Origin of the sequence: Klebsiella sp. CD33 (assembly GCF_051992865.1) — a bacterium.
Classification (GTDB): domain Bacteria; phylum Pseudomonadota; class Gammaproteobacteria; order Enterobacterales; family Enterobacteriaceae; genus Klebsiella; species Klebsiella pneumoniae.
The window spans coordinates 2,294,108-2,311,339 of the sequence record NZ_CP197023.1; the positions used below are offsets into that span (position 1 = coordinate 2,294,108).

The 17,232-nt window shown below is 56.8% G+C and carries 18 protein-coding genes; 6 read left to right on the top strand and 12 right to left on the bottom strand.

The annotated features are described in order from the left end of the window. Positions 1-237, bottom strand: a complete 237-nt coding sequence (locus ACR809_RS11410) for a DUF1656 domain-containing protein (RefSeq protein WP_004143834.1) — start codon at positions 235-237, stop codon at positions 1-3. Between the two features lie 172 nt (positions 238-409). On the opposite strand from ACR809_RS11410, the gene slyA reads away from it, so the two are divergent. Then, positions 410-850 carry a transcriptional regulator SlyA gene (slyA, locus tag ACR809_RS11415; RefSeq protein ID WP_004143833.1) on the top strand — a complete coding sequence of 147 codons (441 nt, stop codon included), beginning with the start codon at positions 410-412 and terminating at the stop codon, positions 848-850. A 33-nt stretch (positions 851-883) separates the two neighbouring features. Here the strand turns inward: slyA and ACR809_RS11420 are convergent, their stop codons facing one another. Continuing rightward, on the bottom strand, positions 884-2,245 hold the full coding sequence (locus ACR809_RS11420) for a sensor domain-containing diguanylate cyclase (RefSeq protein ID WP_101998859.1): 1,362 nt from the start codon (positions 2,243-2,245) through the stop codon (positions 884-886). Between the two features lie 222 nt (positions 2,246-2,467). Next, positions 2,468-2,935, bottom strand: a complete 468-nt coding sequence (gene slyB / locus ACR809_RS11425; protein WP_002907749.1) for an outer membrane lipoprotein SlyB — start codon at positions 2,933-2,935, stop codon at positions 2,468-2,470. A gap of 267 nt (positions 2,936-3,202) precedes the next feature. Here slyB and anmK point away from each other — a divergent pair, with 267 nt between their 5' ends. From anmK to pdxY, 5 genes are all read left to right on the top strand, one after another. Further along, positions 3,203-4,327 carry an anhydro-N-acetylmuramic acid kinase gene (anmK, locus tag ACR809_RS11430; RefSeq protein ID WP_004143831.1) on the top strand — a complete coding sequence of 375 codons (1,125 nt, stop codon included), beginning with the start codon at positions 3,203-3,205 and terminating at the stop codon, positions 4,325-4,327. Positions 4,328-4,419: 92 nt separating this feature from the next. Continuing rightward, the gene (gene mliC, locus ACR809_RS11435; protein ID WP_002907744.1) at positions 4,420-4,743 is read left to right on the top strand and encodes a C-type lysozyme inhibitor; all 324 of its coding nucleotides are present in this window, start codon (positions 4,420-4,422) and stop codon (positions 4,741-4,743) included. A gap of 57 nt (positions 4,744-4,800) precedes the next feature. Beyond that, positions 4,801-5,457, top strand: a complete 657-nt coding sequence (pdxH, locus tag ACR809_RS11440) for a pyridoxamine 5'-phosphate oxidase (RefSeq protein WP_002907742.1) — start codon at positions 4,801-4,803, stop codon at positions 5,455-5,457. Between the two features lie 124 nt (positions 5,458-5,581). After that, the gene (gene tyrS, locus ACR809_RS11445) at positions 5,582-6,856 is read left to right on the top strand and encodes a tyrosine--tRNA ligase (RefSeq protein WP_002907740.1); all 1,275 of its coding nucleotides are present in this window, start codon (positions 5,582-5,584) and stop codon (positions 6,854-6,856) included. 61 nt (positions 6,857-6,917) lie between these two features. Continuing rightward, positions 6,918-7,778 (top strand): pyridoxal kinase PdxY, encoded by an 861-nt coding sequence (gene pdxY, locus ACR809_RS11450; RefSeq protein WP_023278944.1) that lies wholly within the window; start codon positions 6,918-6,920, stop codon positions 7,776-7,778. A gap of 42 nt (positions 7,779-7,820) precedes the next feature. On the opposite strand, the gene gstA is transcribed toward pdxY, so the two are convergent. The 9 genes from gstA to rsxA form a co-directional block, all read right to left on the bottom strand. Then, positions 7,821-8,426 carry a glutathione transferase GstA gene (gene gstA / locus ACR809_RS11455; protein ID WP_032104203.1) on the bottom strand — a complete coding sequence of 202 codons (606 nt, stop codon included), beginning with the start codon at positions 8,424-8,426 and terminating at the stop codon, positions 7,821-7,823. A 110-nt stretch (positions 8,427-8,536) separates the two neighbouring features. Then, positions 8,537-10,042, bottom strand: a complete 1,506-nt coding sequence (gene dtpA / locus ACR809_RS11460; protein WP_004151206.1) for a dipeptide/tripeptide permease DtpA — start codon at positions 10,040-10,042, stop codon at positions 8,537-8,539. Positions 10,043-10,649: 607 nt separating this feature from the next. After that, a complete protein-coding gene (gene nth, locus ACR809_RS11465; protein ID WP_002907734.1) occupies positions 10,650-11,285 on the bottom strand; it encodes an endonuclease III in 636 nt (211 codons plus the stop codon). Between the two features lies 1 nt (position 11,286). Continuing rightward, on the bottom strand, positions 11,287-11,985 hold the full coding sequence (locus ACR809_RS11470; protein WP_002907733.1) for an electron transport complex subunit E: 699 nt from the start codon (positions 11,983-11,985) through the stop codon (positions 11,287-11,289). A 2-nt stretch (positions 11,986-11,987) separates the two neighbouring features. Continuing rightward, positions 11,988-12,608, bottom strand: coding sequence for an electron transport complex subunit RsxG (gene rsxG, locus ACR809_RS11475; protein WP_002907731.1), 621 nt, complete (start codon positions 12,606-12,608; stop codon positions 11,988-11,990). Between the two features lie 10 nt (positions 12,609-12,618). Continuing rightward, entirely contained in the window at positions 12,619-13,671 is a 1,053-nt protein-coding gene (rsxD, locus tag ACR809_RS11480) for an electron transport complex subunit RsxD (RefSeq protein ID WP_002907730.1), read from the bottom strand. Further along, positions 13,672-16,035 (bottom strand): electron transport complex subunit RsxC, encoded by a 2,364-nt coding sequence (rsxC, locus tag ACR809_RS11485; RefSeq protein WP_122051262.1) that lies wholly within the window; start codon positions 16,033-16,035, stop codon positions 13,672-13,674. It lies immediately after the preceding gene. After that, positions 16,028-16,606 (bottom strand): electron transport complex subunit RsxB, encoded by a 579-nt coding sequence (rsxB, locus tag ACR809_RS11490; protein ID WP_004143816.1) that lies wholly within the window; start codon positions 16,604-16,606, stop codon positions 16,028-16,030. Before rsxB ends, rsxC begins: the two co-directional genes overlap by 8 nt. Next, complete coding sequence (rsxA, locus tag ACR809_RS11495; protein WP_002907658.1) at positions 16,606-17,187, bottom strand: electron transport complex subunit RsxA; 582 nt, start codon at positions 17,185-17,187, stop codon at positions 16,606-16,608. The genes rsxB and rsxA overlap by 1 nt, the downstream gene beginning before the upstream one ends. Positions 17,188-17,232: the final 45 nt, after the last annotated feature.

The following is a 17,232-nucleotide window of genomic DNA, read 5'->3' on the forward strand; positions in this document are numbered from 1 at the left end:
TCACCAGGCAATGAGCAATACCAGGGCCAGACAGACCGAGAGCGCGAACAGGGAGAGATCCATTAGTAGCGGGTGCCAGATGTCGCCCGCATACATCCAGTCACGCAGCTGGCGATGTAAAAACAACCAGATAAAGAAACCCAACAAGACGGCTTTGAACAGCGGAGGGAAATAGACGGATGCGCCGAACACCAGGTCCTGCAGCGGCAATCCGGATGTGTTAAGACTCAGTTTCACAAGCAAAAATCCTTTGCCATTACAGGGGTAACCTCAGGACGTGCTACTCTTTAACAGTGTAAATCATTGTTTTGGTTTTTGTTGAATCAAGTAATTCATTTGTTTTGATAATTCAAATGCTGCACACTATTCTAAAATCAGTATAATAACTTAGCAAGCTAATTATAAGGAGATGAAATTGGAATCGCCACTTGGTTCTGATCTGGCACGTTTAGTTCGCGTTTGGCGCGCGCTAATCGACCATCGCCTGAAACCTCTGGAGTTAACGCAGACCCACTGGGTCACGCTGCATAACATCCACCAGCTGCCGCCTGAGCAGTCGCAGATCCAGCTGGCGAAAGCTATCGGTATTGAACAGCCGTCGCTGGTGCGCACGCTCGATCAGCTGGAGGAGAAAGGGCTCATTTCTCGCCAGACCTGCGCAAGCGATCGGCGGGCCAAACGCATCAAGCTGACGGAAAAAGCCGAACCGCTGATCAACGAGATGGAAGAGGTGATAGGTAAGACCCGTGATGAAATCCTCTCAGGGGTCTCGAAGCAGGAAGTGGAAACCTTGCTCCACTTAATCCGTAAACTTGAACAAAATATCCTCGATCTCCAGGCTAAAGATTAATTCTTTGCGGCCCGGGCTAATCCGGGCCTTTTTTCACCCTCCCTGCTGATGCCAGACGATCACCTGGTTACGTCCGTTATTCTTTGCTTCATACATGGCTTCGTCCGCGCGCTGAACGCACGCTTCCGCTGTCACGCTATTGTCGTAGGTGGTATACACCCCCATGCTGATGGTCATTCGCTCCGGTAAATGGCTCTCCCCGGCACTGACCGCCAGGCGGATACGCTCGGCGATCGCTTGCGCTTCTTTTTCACCGGTGTTGACCAGCAGCAGAGCAAATTCCTCACCGCCGATGCGTGCGGCGGCGTCATCTACCCGCGAATGGCTTTCCAGCACCGAGGCGGCGAACTGGATCACTTTGTCGCCGGCGACATGGCCGTAGCTATCGTTGATGCGTTTGAAATGGTCGAGGTCGCTGATGAGCACCGACAGCGGATGCTGGGCATTCACCTTCGCCAGCTGTTGGTTAAGAGTGTCGTAGAAAAAGCTGCGGTTGTAGAGGCGGGTCAACGGGTCGCGGATCGAATTCTGATACGAATGGACATATTTGTGGTTAGACTCGCGATAGAGGATAAAGACGTCAACCAGTAGCACCAGAATCAGGAACAAGGTGCATAGCGTTTCGAAAAAACGCGCCTGGTACCAGGTCTGATCCAGCTCCCCTGCGGTGGAGAGCAGCTGGAAAAGCGTGAACAAATAAGCGCTGCAAAAAAAAGCGCCGCTGAACCAAAAAATATTACGCAGTTTACTCAAGCTAATTAATAAAATCAGCGTGATGAACCAAACTGCCATCAGCAGCCAGCCGATAATACTTTGCCACAACGGGGTAAAGGTATGGCTCAGATCGTCGATAAAATTGACGCTCAGCCACGGCGAATGGCTGGAGTATAGCCATGATAAAACAATAATGGTCAACGTAAAAAGAATACATGCTGTAAATGTAAGAACGTGTGCTTTCCACGAATGCATGATGCGCTGGCGAAAATAGTACAAAATAATAGATGACATGAATAACACAGCCATCATTATATTGCGGAAGAAATAATAGATAACGGCGTCATTTTGATTAACGACCGGGGCCGGATTGCAGGTAAGCCAGTCCGGATAGCTGCTGAGCGTGCCAAGCATCAGCAGCGCTGAGCAGGCAAACCCGAAAGAGACTGGAGTAAGGTAGAGACGCCGCTTGCTGCTCCAGTATTTCATGCCCATAAAACAGGCAATGGTAATATGAAAAACCATCAGGAAACTGGTCAGCAGCGGAAATAATATTGAGGAAGTACTACTGAAGCTGGTATGAAAAAACGCAGTCATCCCGGAAATGCCAACCCCGGCCAGTAAACAAATGCAAATATAAAGGATTAGACGTTTAACGACATGATGCACATGTTCGGGCATAGGCAATATTCCACATAAAAGGCAACGGCAGCGACGATGAGTCGCCAGGGCTAATTTACGTTCTTGAGGGTAATAGGGGCGGGCAGATAAGATATTGCGCAGGCGCAATGATTCATGGAATATTAAAATAAAGATGTCTGATGGCTACTACGAATTTATTACGGCGAAATAAACGTGGCTGAAAAATACGATGCGGCGCAACCGGCCGCATCGTAAGGGAGATTATCGCGGAGAGACGGTGACCTGGCTGCCGCTGCCGGCAATGGCCACGCGCTGACCAACGGAGAACGGAGTGCTGCCCTGTTTCTGCACTACCATAATGGTATTGCCATCGTCCTTACGGATTTCCAGTTCAACGCCCTGCGTTTTATTCATCGCGCCCTGAACGCCCTGACCGGCTACGCCGCCCGCGACCGCACCTGCCGCCGTAGCCAGAGAGCGTCCGGTACCGCCGCCGATGGTGTTTCCAAGGAACCCGCCCAGTACCGCACCGCCAATGGCCCCGATGGCATTGCTATCGTCGCCGCTCTGGATCTGTACGGCGCGCGTATGCACGATAGTACCGTAAGTCACGCTCTGCACCTGTTTGGCTTCAGATGCGGAATAAACGTCGCCGGACAGGCCGCTGCTGCTCACGCAGCCTGCGAGCGTAAAACCAATCATCGATACAGCCAAAACACGTAAAATCATTTATGAATCTCCTGTTCACCGAAGGTGTTCAATTGAACGTCCATACGGTTAATTATATGGCATTTAGTCGTCGGCGGGCATAGGTTCTCCCTGGACTATACAAAAAATAATAAACACTGGTGCTTCAACCTCAACTAAACGCCGGTTCTTTACGATGTTCTCTGATTTGTCGCTCTATTGTTAAAAAGTATTAGTACAACATAGCATTAACCGACACTTTATGATGGAGTGAAGGGCATACAAGGGTCATGGAATGAAGGAAAACGTATGAGATCGGGTCGCTTTATTGGCGTTATGTCTGGTACCAGCCTGGATGGTATCGATGTCGTTTTGGCCACCATTACTGAAAACATGGTGGCGCAGCAGGCTAGTCTCACCTGGCCCATTCCACACGCGATAAAAGAAGAGATTCTGGCGATTTGCCAGGGGCAGTCGCTGACCCTTTCGCAGCTAGGTCGTCTGGACACCCGTCTGGGACGGCTGTTTGCCGATGCCGTACTGGCGCTGATGCGCCAGGAAAGTCTCAAACCCACCGACGTCATCGCCATCGGCTGCCATGGACAGACCGTATGGCATGAACCGCAGGGAGAGGCTCCGCATACCCTGCAAATTGGTGATAACAACCAGATCGCCGCCCACACCGGGATAACCGTAGTGGGGGATTTTCGTCGCCGGGATATGGCGCTAGGCGGGCAGGGGGCGCCGCTGGTGCCGGCTTTTCATCATGCGCTGCTGGCCCACCCCGTTGAGCGACGTATGGTGCTCAATATCGGCGGGATCGCTAATGTGTCGCTGCTGGCGCCAGGTCAGCCGGTGCGCGGCTATGATACCGGGCCGGGAAATATGTTGCTGGACGCCTGGATCTGGCGCCAGAAGGGCAAACCGTACGACAAGGACGCCCAATGGGCTAGCGAAGGTAAAGTGCTGCTGCCGCTGCTGCAGGACATGCTGAGCGATCCGTGGTTTGCCTTGCCGGCGCCGAAAAGCACCGGTCGGGAATATTTCAATTACGGCTGGCTGGAGCAGCATATGGCCCGCTATCCGGGGCTACGCGGGGAGGATGTTCAGGCTACGCTTGCGGAATTGACCGCCGTCACCATCAGTGAGCAGGTATTGTTAAGCGGCGGCTGCGAGCGTTTGTTAGTGTGCGGCGGCGGCGCGCGTAACCCCTTGTTAATGGCGCGCCTGGCGGCGCTGCTGCCGGGAACCGAGGTCTCCACCACCGATGAGGCGGGGATCAGCGGCGATGATATGGAAGCGCTGGCCTTTGCCTGGCTGGCCTGGCGAACGCTGGCTGGTCTGCCGGGCAATCTGCCCTCCGTGACCGGCGCCAGCGAAGCCTCGGTGCTGGGCGCCATTTTTCCGGCTAACCCGCCGCAGAATCGGAGTTAACTGAAATCTTAAATACGACGCGACCGGTAAACTGGACAAGTTAAGCGGAGGGCGGAGTGCCCGCCGTGACCGGGAAAGTCGAAGGCAAACGAATGAAAAAAATTCTTATCGCAGTTGTACCTTTTATGCTGGCGGGCTGTAGCTACTACAACCAGTTTGTCGAGCGGATGCAGACGGACACGCTGGAGTATCAATGCGACCAGAAACCATTGACGGTCCATCGCAATAACGCACGCCAGCAGGTCAGTTTTATCTATGATAATCAGCAACTGAACCTGTCTGAGGGGCTGTCGGCTTCCGGGGCGCGCTACACCGACGGCGTCTATGTGTTCTGGTCAAAAGGCGATACCGCCACCGTCTATAAGCGCGACCGCATCGTCCTTGATAACTGTCAGCTGCAGACGGCCAAACGTTGAGATTTCTGTCCGGGGGGCGCACAATAACGCCACCTTATGACTACATCCTCAATGGCCATGTCTGATAACGACGAACTCCAGCAAATTGCGCATTTGCGCCGTGAATACACCCGTGGCGGTTTGCGTCGCCACGATCTTCCTGCTGAACCCCTGCCGCTGTTTGAACGCTGGCTGCGTCAGGCCTGCGATGCGAAACTTGCCGACCCGACGGCCATGGTGGTCGCCACCGTCGATGAGCGCGGCCAGCCCTACCAGCGCATTGTGCTGCTGAAGCACTACGACGAAAAAGGGTTGGTGTTTTATACCAACCTTGGCAGCCGCAAAGCGCATCAAATTGAAAACAACCCGCAGGTCAGCCTGCTTTTCCCGTGGCATATGCTGGAGCGCCAGGTGATGGTAATCGGCAAAGCGGAGCGTCTGTCGACGCTGGAAGTGGTCAAATATTTCCACAGCCGTCCGCGCGACAGCCAGATTGGCGCCTGGGTCTCGAAGCAGTCGAGCCGGATCTCAGCCCGCGGCATCCTCGAAAGCAAATTCCTCGAGCTGAAGCAGAAGTTCCAGCAGGGTGAAGTGCCGTTGCCGAGCTTCTGGGGCGGATTCCGCGTCAGCATTGAGCAGATGGAGTTCTGGCAGGGGGGAGAACACCGTCTGCACGATCGCTTTTTATACCAGCGCGATAGCGGCGCCTGGAAAATAGACCGTCTGGCGCCGTAAACGCCGAAATTAGTTATCGAAGCGCTGGCGCTGAAAGGGCCGGCGCTTTATTCTATGTACTTTTCGCATCTGGCGAAAAGTCGTGTACCGGCAGAGGTGCAGTCGTTTATACATGGAGAATTTGATGGCAAGCAGTAACTTGATTAAACAATTGCAAGAGCGGGGGCTGGTAGCCCAGGTGACGGACGAGGAAGCGTTAGCAGAGCGACTGGCGCAAGGCCCGATCGCGCTCTATTGCGGCTTCGATCCTACCGCTGACAGCTTGCATTTGGGGCATCTTGTTCCATTGTTATGCCTGAAACGCTTCCAGCAGGCAGGTCATAAACCTGTGGCGCTGGTGGGCGGCGCAACCGGTCTGATTGGCGACCCAAGCTTCAAAGCCGCTGAGCGTAAACTAAACACCGAGGATACCGTGCAGGAGTGGGTGGATAAAATCCGCAAACAGGTGGCTCCGTTCCTTGATTTTGACTGCGGCGACAACTCGGCGATCGCGGCGAATAACTATGACTGGTTTGGCAGCATGAACGTGCTGACCTTCCTGCGCGATATCGGTAAACACTTCTCTGTTAACCAGATGATCAACAAAGAAGCGGTGAAGCAGCGTCTGAATCGTGACGATCAGGGTATCTCCTTTACCGAGTTCTCTTACAATCTGCTGCAGGGTTACGACTTTGCCTGCCTGAACAAGCTGCACGGCGTGGCGCTGCAGATCGGCGGCTCTGACCAGTGGGGCAACATCACCTCCGGCATCGATCTGACCCGTCGTCTGCATCAGAACCAGGTGTTTGGCCTGACCGTACCGCTGATCACCAAAGCGGACGGCACCAAATTCGGTAAAACCGAAGGCGGCGCCGTGTGGCTGGATCCGAAGAAAACCAGTCCGTACAAATTCTACCAGTTCTGGATCAACACCGCGGATGCTGATGTCTATCGCTTCCTCAAATTCTTCACCTTTATGGACATTGCGGAGATCAATGCCCTGGAAGAAGAAGACAAAAACAGCGGTAAAGCGCCGCGCGCCCAGTACGTGCTGGCAGAGCAGGTGACGCGCCTTGTCCACGGCGAAGAAGGCCTGGAAGCGGCGAAGCGCATTACCGAAAGCCTGTTCAACGGTAACCTGAGCGACCTGAGCGAAGCTGACTTCGAACAGCTGGCCCAGGATGGCGTGCCGATGATCGAAATGGAAAAAGGCGCCGATCTGCTGCAGGCGCTGGTTGATTCCGAGCTGCAGCCGTCCCGCGGTCAGGCGCGTAAAACCGTTGCCTCTAACGCGGTGACCATCAACGGCGAAAAACAGGCCGACCCGGAATATGTATTCAGTGACAGCGATCGCCTGTTTGGCCGCTACACCTTGCTGCGTCGCGGTAAGAAAAATTACTGCCTGGTCTGCTGGAAATAAAAAAATACTGTCAGGGCGTGGGAAACCACGCCCTTTTTCTTTTTAGGGTTGTGGTAAGAAAATGAAGAACATCCTCGCCATTCAGTCTCACGTTGTGTTTGGCCATGCCGGCAACAGTGCCGCCGAATTTCCGATGCGCCGTCTGGGCGCCAATGTCTGGCCCCTGAATACCGTACAGTTCTCTAATCATACGCAGTATGGCAAATGGACCGGCTGCGTCATGCCGCCTTCGCATTTGACGGAGATCGTTCAGGGGATTGCCGACATCGACAAACTGCAGACCTGCGATGCGGTACTGAGCGGCTATCTTGGCTCCGCTGAGCAGGGAGAGCATATCCTCGGTATCGTGCGTCAGGTTAAGGCGGCCAATCCGGCGGCGAAATATTTTTGCGATCCGGTGATGGGTCACCCGGAGAAGGGCTGCATCGTCGCGCCGGGCGTGGCGGAGTTCCACGCGCGCTATGCGCTGCCGGCCAGCGATATTATTGCGCCGAATCTGGTTGAGCTGGAGATCCTGTGCGGTCATCCGGTCGCCAGCGTCAGCGAGGCAGTGGCCGCCGCGCGGGAGCTGATTGCCCAGGGGCCGGAAGTGGTATTAGTTAAGCATCTTGCCCGTGCGGGTCTGAGTATGGATCGTTTTGAGATGCTGCTGGTGACGGCCGAAGAAGCCTGGCATATTAGTCGGCCGCTGGTGGATTTCGGCCTGCGTCAGCCGGTGGGCGTCGGCGATGTGACCAGCGGTCTGCTGTTGGTTAAATTGCTGCAGGGGGCAAGTCTGCGCGATGCGCTGGAACACGTCACCGCCGCGGTGTACGAGATTATGCTCGCCACCAAAAATATGCAGGAATACGAACTGCAGGTAGTAGCGGCGCAGGATCGCATCGCCGTACCGGAGCACTGCTTCAGCGCCACCCGGCTGTAACTCCCAGGGCCTGCCCGACGGTCCGCCGGGCAGGTGCAGGCCTTATTTTAAGCCTTCAGCCGCCAGTGCGGCAGCCACCGCCGGACGCGCTGTCACCTGCGCCATCCAGCTGCCGATATGACCATAGGCAGCCATATCCAGTTTTATAGCATAGGCCCAGCGCAGCACCGTAAACAGATAACCATCGGCAATGGTGAAGCGATGGCCGGTCAGCCACTGTTTGTCTGCCAGCGCTGCATCAACGTATTGCAGCTTTTTCTCAAGCAGCCCCCGCGCGACAGGCTTATAGTCCTCCGGGGTATCCGGGCGGAACAGCGGGGTAAAGCTTTTATGCAGTTCGGTGGCCACATAGTTCAGCCATTCGAGAGTCTGATAGCGCGCAATCGAGCCCACCGGCGCCAGCAGATGACGATCCGGCACCTGGTCTGCGATGTACTGCATGATGGCTACGCCCTCAGTGAGCAGGATATCATCATCCAGCAGCAGCGCCGGCACCTGACCTTTCGGGTTGATCAGCAGATAGTCTTCCCCGTTTTCCAGCCGTTTCTGGGCCAGATCCACGCTCTGCAGGGTAAAATCCAGACCGCTTTCGCGCAGGGCAATATGCGAGGCAAGGGAACAGGCGCCGGGTTTGTAGAACAGTTTCATGCGTGACTCCTCGTGGCTGCAGTTTTCTGTATGTTAGTCCTGCCAGGGGTAAAAAAAAAGCCGCTAAACTAACGTTAGCGGCTTAAAAATAATTAGTTTTCCCTGCGGCGTCAGGCAGCCGCGGTTTCGCGTGCTTTAATGTCCGCGCTGTCGTCCTGAGTCATACGATTCAGTTTCGGCGCGGTCAGCAGCATCAGGGCGGCGATAACCGCGGTGACGATACCAATCTGCAGGAATACGTGACCGTACACTTCCAGCGACACCAGCGGATCGGTGACATTCTCCGGGACTGCCATCAGGTTAGCGATTTTCCCGGCGATGATCGCCGCGCCTGCCGTGGTGAGGAACCAGCTGCCCATGATGAAGCCCATCAGACGCTGAGGAACCAGCTGAGCGACCATCGCCAGGCCGAGGCCGGAAATCATCAGTTCACCGATAGACTGCAGCGCGTAGCTCAGAATCAGCCAGTTGACCGAGACGATACCGGCGTCGCTGGCGAACTTCGCCCCTAAAGGCAGGACGAGGAATGCGCCAGAGCACAGTACCATACCGATAGCAAATTTGTGCGGCATCGGCAGGCGGTCGCCCATCTTGTTGTAGATGGCGGCCAGAATCGGGCTACCAATCATGATCCAGAACGGGTTCAGCGCCTGATACTGTTCCGGTTCAAAGGCGAGACCGAGGATCGAGTGCTCCACGTTACGGATGGCGAAGAAGTTCAGCGAGGTCGGCATCTGGCTGTACAACACGAAGAAGACAATCGCTTCTACCATCAGCAGGAAAGCGACGATCATTTTACGACGCGGAGCGCCTTTCAGGCCTATGGTTTCTTTGGCGAAAATCACGACGATACCCAGTGCGACGACGCCCAGCACCATACGTGCGATACCCTGGTTATGCAGCAGCCAGGTGGCGATAGCGACCAGCACCACCACGCCAGCGATGGTCGCCAGCAGTTTACCCATGTGTACCGGGGCAAAGTCCGGTTTAGAGCCGTACTGTTTAACCCATTTCTGACAGAAGGCGAAGTTAATAATGGTGATCACCATCCCCACCACGCTGAGGGCAAACGCTACGCTCCAGCCAAAACGTGCGGCCAGCCACGGGGTTGCCAGCATAGAGAAGAACGAACCGATGTTGATGGACATGTAGTACATGGTAAATGCACCGTCCAGACGTGGGTCGTTTTTGTCATAGCAGGTAGAAAGCAGGGAGGACGGGTTGGCTTTAAACAGGCCGTTACCGACGGCGATGGTCGCCATACCCATATAGACGATAGCGGCGTCATGACCGGACCAGGCCACCAGCGCATAGCCAATCGCCAGCACGATAGCGCCCAGCATGATGACACGCTTGGTACCCAGCACTTTATCACCCAGCCAGCCGCCAATGGCGACGAGGCCATAAACCAGCGCGCTAAAGGAGGAGAACAGAGTAATGGAATCCGCTTCCGACATACCCAGCTGTTTTACCAGGTAAACGGCCATGATCCCTTGCAGGCCGTAGTAACCAAAACGCTCCCACAACTCGATCGAGAAAATGAGATAGAACGCGCGTGGTTGTTTGAAAGCGTTCAGACTCACGCTTTCTGCTGGTTTATTGTTTGCAGTAGACACATATACCTCTTTTTTTACATCCCATATTTACTGGGGGGTGTTCGGGGCGCAATCTCGTTGGACCGCCGCCTTTATAGTTATTCTTGGAGGGAAAACGGCAAGTAATGTTCACTATCCTGGCGCATCAGGCAAGGCTTTTGTAATAATCTGTTACACATAATCAGGGTGGTATAATGCTCCGGACATATGAATGTTATACAGCGTTAAATTTTACCGTTTCGATATCGTTGGTATTTTTATCTTTCGGGTTCGCCGGTTTGCCGGGAAAAGGCGATATATTCTACTGATCTGGCGTAAGCATAGTGATATGGTCCATTATCTTAAAAAATCATGGGTCATTATCCTGACAATCTTTACTCATCCGTTGTATTGCCTGACATTTATTTCCATTCCAGTAACATTCATTCAACATAAAGTTGCGAGCATGATCTGGATCACAAATGCATAGAAATTTTGCGCTGATAAAAAATGAATGAACTAGTTGTTTGTTATATAACCGGATAATCATCCATAATCATGATGATTATGTGGTGTTAATGGCCGGTGAAATAGATGAATGCGGGCCATAACCCAGAGTTAAGCTATGACCGCAATAGAGACGAGACAGTCAGGCGTAGACTTTATCTTTGTATTCGCAAAGATCTTCAATCAGGCAGGAGCCGCAGCGCGGCTTGCGGGCAATACAGGTATAACGCCCATGCAGGATCAGCCAGTGATGGCAGTCGACCTTAAACTCGGCGGGGACCACCTTCAGAAGCTTCTCTTCCACCTGCTCAACATTCTTGCCCGGGGCGAACTGCGTCCGATTGCAGACGCGGAAGATGTGCGTGTCCACGGCGATGGTCGGCCAGCCAAAGGCGGTATTCAGCACCACGTTGGCGGTTTTACGGCCCACGCCGGGCAGCGCCTCCAGCGCCGCTCTGTCTTCCGGCACCTCGCCATTGTGCTGCTCCAACAGGATGCGGCAGGTTTTGATGACGTTTTCCGCTTTGCTGTTAAACAGGCCGATAGTCTTGATATACGATTTCACCCCATCCACCCCCAGGGCCAGCATCGCTGCGGGCGTATTGGCCACCGGATAGAGTTTGGCTGTCGCTTTGTTGACGCTGACATCGGTGGCCTGTGCAGAAAGCAGAACGGCAATCAGCAGCTCGAATGGCGAACTGAAATGCAGTTCGGTGGTGGGGTGGGGATCGTTTTCCCGCAGCCTGGTGAGGATCGCCAGGCGTTTGGCTTTGTTCATATTATGCTTTCCCTGTCACGTCGGACGGGGCGACAGAGACGGCCCGGGCCGCTTGCGCCTTCCGCTGTTTGCTACGTTCATCGATAAGGTATTTAATCGCCAGCATCATGCCGAGGCCAATAAAGGCGCCTGGCGGCAGCATAGCCAGCAGGAAAGGGGTGTCGGTGTGGAAAACCTCGATGCGCAGAACCTTCGCCCAGCTGCCAAGCAGACTGTCGGCGCCGTCAAACAGGGTGCCGTTGCCAAGGATCTCGCGCAGGGAGCCCAGCACAAACATCGCGCAGGTAGCGCCCATGCCGATCGAGAAACCGTCCAGTGCCGACAGCGCTGGCCCTTTTTTGGCGGCAAAGGCTTCGGCGCGGCCGACCACGATGCAGTTGGTCACGATAAGCGGGATGAAAATCCCCAGCGACTGATAGAGGCCGAAGGCATAGGCGTTGATCAGCATCTGCACGACGCTCACCACCGAGGCGATAATCATTACGTAGATGGGGATCCGGATCTCCGCCGGCGTCCAGCGGCGCAGGCTGGAGATGGTCAGGTTGGTCAGGGTTAACACCAGTGTGGTGGCCAAACCCAGCCCGAGGGCGTTGGTGGCGGTCGAGGTGACCGCCAGCAGAGGACACATACCTAACAGCTGAACCAGGGCGGAGTTATTTTTCCACAGGCCCTGGACGATGACGTCTTTAACTTCGCTCATGGTTATTCTCCACAGGCGGTGAATTCAGGAAGTTGCGCAGGCAGCGTTTGTGCATATAAGCCTGCGCGCTTAACGGCATTGACCACCGCCCGGGGGGTGATGGTGGCGCCGGTGAACTGGTCAAAATCGCCGCCATCCTTTTTGACCGCCCAGTGGCTATCGCCCTGGCCGTGGATGACTTTCCCGGCAAAATGGGTAATCCAGTCCGACAGGCGAAGTTCGATTTTATCACCCAGGCCCGGCGTTTCATGATGCTCAGTTACGCGGGTGCCGAGGACCGTGCCGCTAAAATCGGCGGCAACCAGCAGCTGTATTGCTCCGGAGTAGCCGTCCGGCGCGGTGGCTTCCATCACCGCGCCGATCGGTCGATCGTTATTTTTGGCGATCCACACTTTATGCTGGCCTTTGCCCAGCGCCGGGGCGCTGACCAGATAGCAGCTCTTAAGCAGATCGTTATTATAGCGGTCGGCAGGTAAAACCTGGTCGAATAACGCCTTTTGCTGCAGGGCCGCCTGCTGGTCGATGGTGCTTTTGGTCAGCTCATTGATCGCCGCCGTCAGCCCGGTGGAACCGGCGGCAAACAGCGCCAGCGTGACGCCGTGTTTACGCATCGTTTTTAACATCATTGCTCTCTCAACGGTGGCCATATACGCGCGGGCGCGTGTAGTAATCGATCAGCGGCACGGTAATATTCGCCAGCAGAACGGCAAACGCCACGCCGTCCGGATAACCACCGAAGCTGCGGATGAGCCAGACCAGCAGGCCAGCGAGGGCGCCAAAGATCAGACGGCCGCGGTTGGTTGTTGAGGCCGTCACCGGATCGGTCAGGATAAAGAAGGCGCCAAGCATGGTCGCCCCGGAGAGCAAATGCATCTGCGGTGAGGCCAGGCTCTGCGGCGAAAAAATCCAGCCGAGGGTGGCGCACAGGCCGAGGCTAACAAGGAAGCTGACCGGGATATGCCAGCGGATCGCCTTCTGCCACAGCAGGAAAAGGCCGCCTGCCAGCCAGGCGATATTCACCCACTGCCAGCCCAGACCTGCCAGCACGCCGCCGTAGACCGGCAATTGCAGCACCTGCTGAACGCTATGTCCGGCATGCAGGGAGGTTTTAAAGGTATCCAGCGGGGTGGCCTGGCTGACGCCGTCGATACCCAGCCGCAGACTGGCCATGTCGCCTCCGGCGGCGGTATGACCGGTGAAGATCATCTGCAGCGCGTCGCTGAATGCCGGGATATGGGCGGCTATCTCATAGGAAGGCAGCCAGGAGGTCATCTGCACCGGGAACGAAATCAGCAGCACGACATAGCCGATCATTGCCGGGTTGAAGGGGTTATGGCCCAGGCCTCCGTACAACTGCTTGGCGATGACTACGGCAAAGGCAGTGCCGAGCACCACCATCCACCACGGGGCCAGTGGCGGAATACTCACCGCCAGCAGCAGGCCGGTGAGCAGGGCGGAATTATCTTTCAGCGTGGCAGCAACAGGCTGTTTACGCAGTTTGAGAATAGCGGCTTCGGTCGCCCAGGCCGTCAGGGCGGCGAGGACAATCTGCAGTACGGTGCCCCAGCCGAAAAACCAGGTCTGGACCACAATGCCAGGCACAGCGGCGAGCAGCACCAGCAGCATAATACGCGAGGTCTGCCGCTGGTTATGGGTATAGGGGGAGCTTGCGATTCTGAAAACCATTTATTCCTCGTTAACTGCCTGCTGTGTTGCTTTACGCGCCTGAACGCGGGCGATAGCCGCGGCGACGGCCGCTTTGCGCGGGTCGTCATTGGCTGCGGCTGACGCGAGATCCTGTTGTGCGGCCTGCTGTTCGGCTTTACGCGCTTTGGCGCGGGCGATGGCGGCTTCCACCGCCGCCTTGCGCGGGTCGACCGGTTCGGCGGCCGGGGCGTCCACCGGCGCGGCCTGCTGTTCGGCTTTACGCGCTTTAGCGCGGGCGATGGCGGCTTCCACCGCCGCCTTGCGCGGGTCGACCGGTTCGGCGGCCGGGGCGTCCACCGGCGCGGCCTGCTGTTCGGCTTTACGCGCTTTAGCGCGGGCGATGGCGGCTTCCACCGCCGCCTTGCGCGGGTCGACCGGTTCGGCGGCCGGGGCGTCCACCGGCGCGGCCTGCTGTTCGGCTTTACGCGCTTTGGCGCGGGCGATAGCGGCTTCCACCGCCGCCTTGCGCGGGTCGACCGGTTCGGCGGCCGGGGCGTCCACCGGCGCGGCCTGCTGTTCGGCTTTACGCGCTTTGGCTCGGGCGATGGCGGCTTCCACCGCCGCCTTGCGCGGGTCGACCGGTTCGGCGGCCGGGGCGTCCACCGGCGCGGCCTGCTGTTCTGCTTTACGCGCTTTAGCGCGGGCGATAGCGGCTTCCACCGCCGCCTTGCGTGGATCGACCGGTTCGGCGGCCGGGGCTACCACCGGCGCGGCCTGCTGCTGCGCTTTGCGCGCCCGGGCCTCAGCCTTACGCGCTTCGCGGGCGGCAATCGCCTCGCTGTTGTCAGGTTTGGCGCCGGCCTGGATCACGATCGGCTGCGCGGCATCGCGCTGTTTATCCCGTACCCGGGCCAGGGCGGCGCTAATCGCCTCCTGATCTTTGGCGGCAGGCTGAACGGCGGCTTTTTTATGCCGCTCGGCGCGCGCGGCTTTCTCACGCTCCAGGCGCGCCTGTCGGGCCTCGAATCGGGCTTTGGCTTCCGCAGCGCGCTGCTCTTCCTGACGAATCGCCGCGATCTCGGCCTTTTCCTGACGGAAGTACTGCACCAGCGGAATATTACTTGGACATACCCACGCGCAGGCGCCGCACTCGATGCAGTCCGCCAGATTATGGGCAGTGGCTTTATCGTGCTGCTGACCTTTGCTGAACCAGTACAGCTGCTGCGGCAGCAGATCGGCCGGGCAGGCGTCAGCGCAGGCGCTGCAGCGAATGCAGCCTTTCTCTTCCTGCGGTTCGCCCATCTCGCTGGCGGAAGGCGCCAGCAAACAGTTGGTGATCTTCACCACCGGGACGTCGAGCCACGGCAGGGTAAAGCCCATCAGCGGGCCGCCCATGATCACCATTGGCTCGGCGCTGGGGCAGAAGCCGGCATCGTTCAATAGATGGCGCACCGGCGTGCCAAGACGCGCCCAGACATTGCCCGGTCTGGTTACCGCTTCGCCGGTGAGGGTGACCACGCGCTCGGTTAACGGCTCACCGTCAACCACCGCGCGTTTCACCGCATAAGCCGTACCGACGTTCTGCATCAGCACGCCAATGTCCGATGAACGACCGCCGTGCGGTACCTGTTTGCCGGTGAGAATTTGGGTGAGCTGCTTGGCGCCACCGGAGGGATATTTGGTGGGGATCACGCGCAGCGAAATGCCATGGGCGTCGCAGAGCACCGCCCGCAGCATTGAGATGGCCTGCGGCTTATTGTCTTCAATGCCGATCAGCACTTCTTCAGGCTGCAGTATATGAGCGAGGATGCGGATACCCTCGACAATCTGCGCCGCGCAGTCCTGCATCAGGCGGTCATCCGCCGTGATATAGGGCTCGCACTCGGCGGCGTTAATGATCAGCGTTTTAATTTTATCTCCGCCACCGCGCAGTTTACTGCCGGTGGGGAAGCCTGCGCCGCCGAGGCCAGCAACGCCAAACTGGTGGATACGCTCGATCAGCGCTTCACGCGTGCGGGTCTGATAGTCGCTCCAGCCATCGCGCTCGATCCAGCGGTCTTCGCCGTCGGCGTCAATGATCACGCTCATCTCCGCCAGCGCCGACGGGTGCGCGGTAGTGTGCGGAGCGATGGCGGCAATGGTGCCGGAGGTCGGGGCGTGAACGGGCAGCATTCTTCCCCAGCCGCGGGTCAGCGGCTGGCCGCGCAGCACCCGGTCGCCCACTTTAACGCACAGTTCGCCCTCGGCGCCAATGTGCTGTTTCAACGGGATAACAAAGCGCTGCGGCAGGGAAACCTGACGCAGCGGGGTGCCGTTAGACTGGGTTTTCATTTCAGGCGGGTGAATACCGCCGTTGAAATCCCAGACCTTGTCTTTTCGGAAAGCGGAAAATAGCTTAAACATGTTGTTCCACAGGAATATTTCGCACCGGGATCGTATGCAGATCCCATTTCCAGGTCTCCGGGGTGGTGGCCACCGGAACGAGTGAAATGCACTGGGTCGGGCAGGGGGCGACGCACAAATTGCAGCCGGTGCACAGGTCGCTCATCACGGTATGCATGGCGCGGGTCGCCCCAACGATGGCATCCACCGGACAGGCCTGGATACACTTGGTACAGCCAATGCAGTTCGGCTCGTCAATTACCGCGAGCATGCGGGCCGGCTCCGCTTCCTGTGCGTCGCCGTCGACAGGCTGCGGGTCGACGTTCAGCAAGGCGGCGATTTTTAACATCACCGCTTCGCCACCCGGCGCGCAGCGGTTTATTTTCTCACCCTGTACGCCGACTGCTTCCGCATAGGGGCGACACCCAGGGTACCCGCACTGCCCACACTGGCTCTGCGGCAATAGCTCATCAATTTTTTCCACCACCGGGTCGTCCTGCACCGCGAAACGACGCGAGGCGTATCCCAGTATTAAGCCGAAAATCAGCCCTAACAGGCTGATGGCGATCACGGCTATCCAGACTGCGCTCATTACAACTTCACCAAACCACTAAAGCCCATGAAGGCCAGAGACATTAAACCGGCGGTAATCAGCGCGATGGCATTACCGCGAAACGGCGCGGGGACATCGGCCACCACCAGCCGTTCACGGATCGCCGCGAACAGCACCATTACCAGCGAGAAGCCGACGGCGGCGGCAAAGCCGTACAGCGCCGACTGCAGGAAATTGTGGCCCAGATTAATATTCAGCAGCGCTACCCCGAGTACGGCACAGTTGGTGGTGATCAGCGGTAGAAAGATCCCCAGCAGGCGATAGAGCGCCGGGCTGGTTTTACGCACCACCATCTCAGTAAACTGAACCACCACGGCGATAACCAGAATAAAGGCCAGGGTACGCAAATAAACCAAATTTAGCGGGATAAGGATCCAGGTATCAATCAGCCAGGCGCAAATAGAGGCCAGGGTCATCACGAAGGTGGTAGCGAGCCCCATCCCCATTGCGGTTTCCAGCTTTTTGGAAACCCCCATAAACGGGCACAGACCAAGAAACTTCACCAGAACGAAGTTATTGACCAGGACTGTACCAATAAAGAGCAGTAAATAATCAGCCATCATGCGACCTGAAACGAAAAAAAGCCGCTTATTATCGAATAAAAC

Bases quoted from the DNA above. Each gene is read 5' to 3' on its own strand.
- slyA (WP_004143833.1), top strand. From the start codon at position 410: ATGAAATTGGAATCGCCACTTGGTTCTGATCTGGCACGTTTAGTTCGC.
- ACR809_RS11420 (WP_101998859.1), bottom strand. From the start codon at position 2,245: ATGCCCGAACATGTGCATCATGTCGTTAAACGTCTAATCCTTTATATT.
- slyB (WP_002907749.1), bottom strand. From the start codon at position 2,935: ATGATTTTACGTGTTTTGGCTGTATCGATGATTGGTTTTACGCTCGCA.
- anmK (WP_004143831.1), top strand. From the start codon at position 3,203: ATGAGATCGGGTCGCTTTATTGGCGTTATGTCTGGTACCAGCCTGGAT.
- mliC (WP_002907744.1), top strand. From the start codon at position 4,420: ATGAAAAAAATTCTTATCGCAGTTGTACCTTTTATGCTGGCGGGCTGT.
- pdxH (WP_002907742.1), top strand. From the start codon at position 4,801: ATGTCTGATAACGACGAACTCCAGCAAATTGCGCATTTGCGCCGTGAA.
- tyrS (WP_002907740.1), top strand. From the start codon at position 5,582: ATGGCAAGCAGTAACTTGATTAAACAATTGCAAGAGCGGGGGCTGGTA.
- pdxY (WP_023278944.1), top strand. From the start codon at position 6,918: ATGAAGAACATCCTCGCCATTCAGTCTCACGTTGTGTTTGGCCATGCC.
- gstA (WP_032104203.1), bottom strand. From the start codon at position 8,426: ATGAAACTGTTCTACAAACCCGGCGCCTGTTCCCTTGCCTCGCATATT.
- nth (WP_002907734.1), bottom strand. From the start codon at position 11,285: ATGAACAAAGCCAAACGCCTGGCGATCCTCACCAGGCTGCGGGAAAAC.
- ACR809_RS11470 (WP_002907733.1), bottom strand. From the start codon at position 11,985: ATGAGCGAAGTTAAAGACGTCATCGTCCAGGGCCTGTGGAAAAATAAC.
- rsxG (WP_002907731.1), bottom strand. From the start codon at position 12,608: ATGTTAAAAACGATGCGTAAACACGGCGTCACGCTGGCGCTGTTTGCC.
- rsxD (WP_002907730.1), bottom strand. From the start codon at position 13,671: ATGGTTTTCAGAATCGCAAGCTCCCCCTATACCCATAACCAGCGGCAG.
- rsxC (WP_122051262.1), bottom strand. From the start codon at position 16,035: ATGTTTAAGCTATTTTCCGCTTTCCGAAAAGACAAGGTCTGGGATTTC.
- rsxB (WP_004143816.1), bottom strand. From the start codon at position 16,606: ATGAGCGCAGTCTGGATAGCCGTGATCGCCATCAGCCTGTTAGGGCTG.
- rsxA (WP_002907658.1), bottom strand. From the start codon at position 17,187: ATGGCTGATTATTTACTGCTCTTTATTGGTACAGTCCTGGTCAATAAC.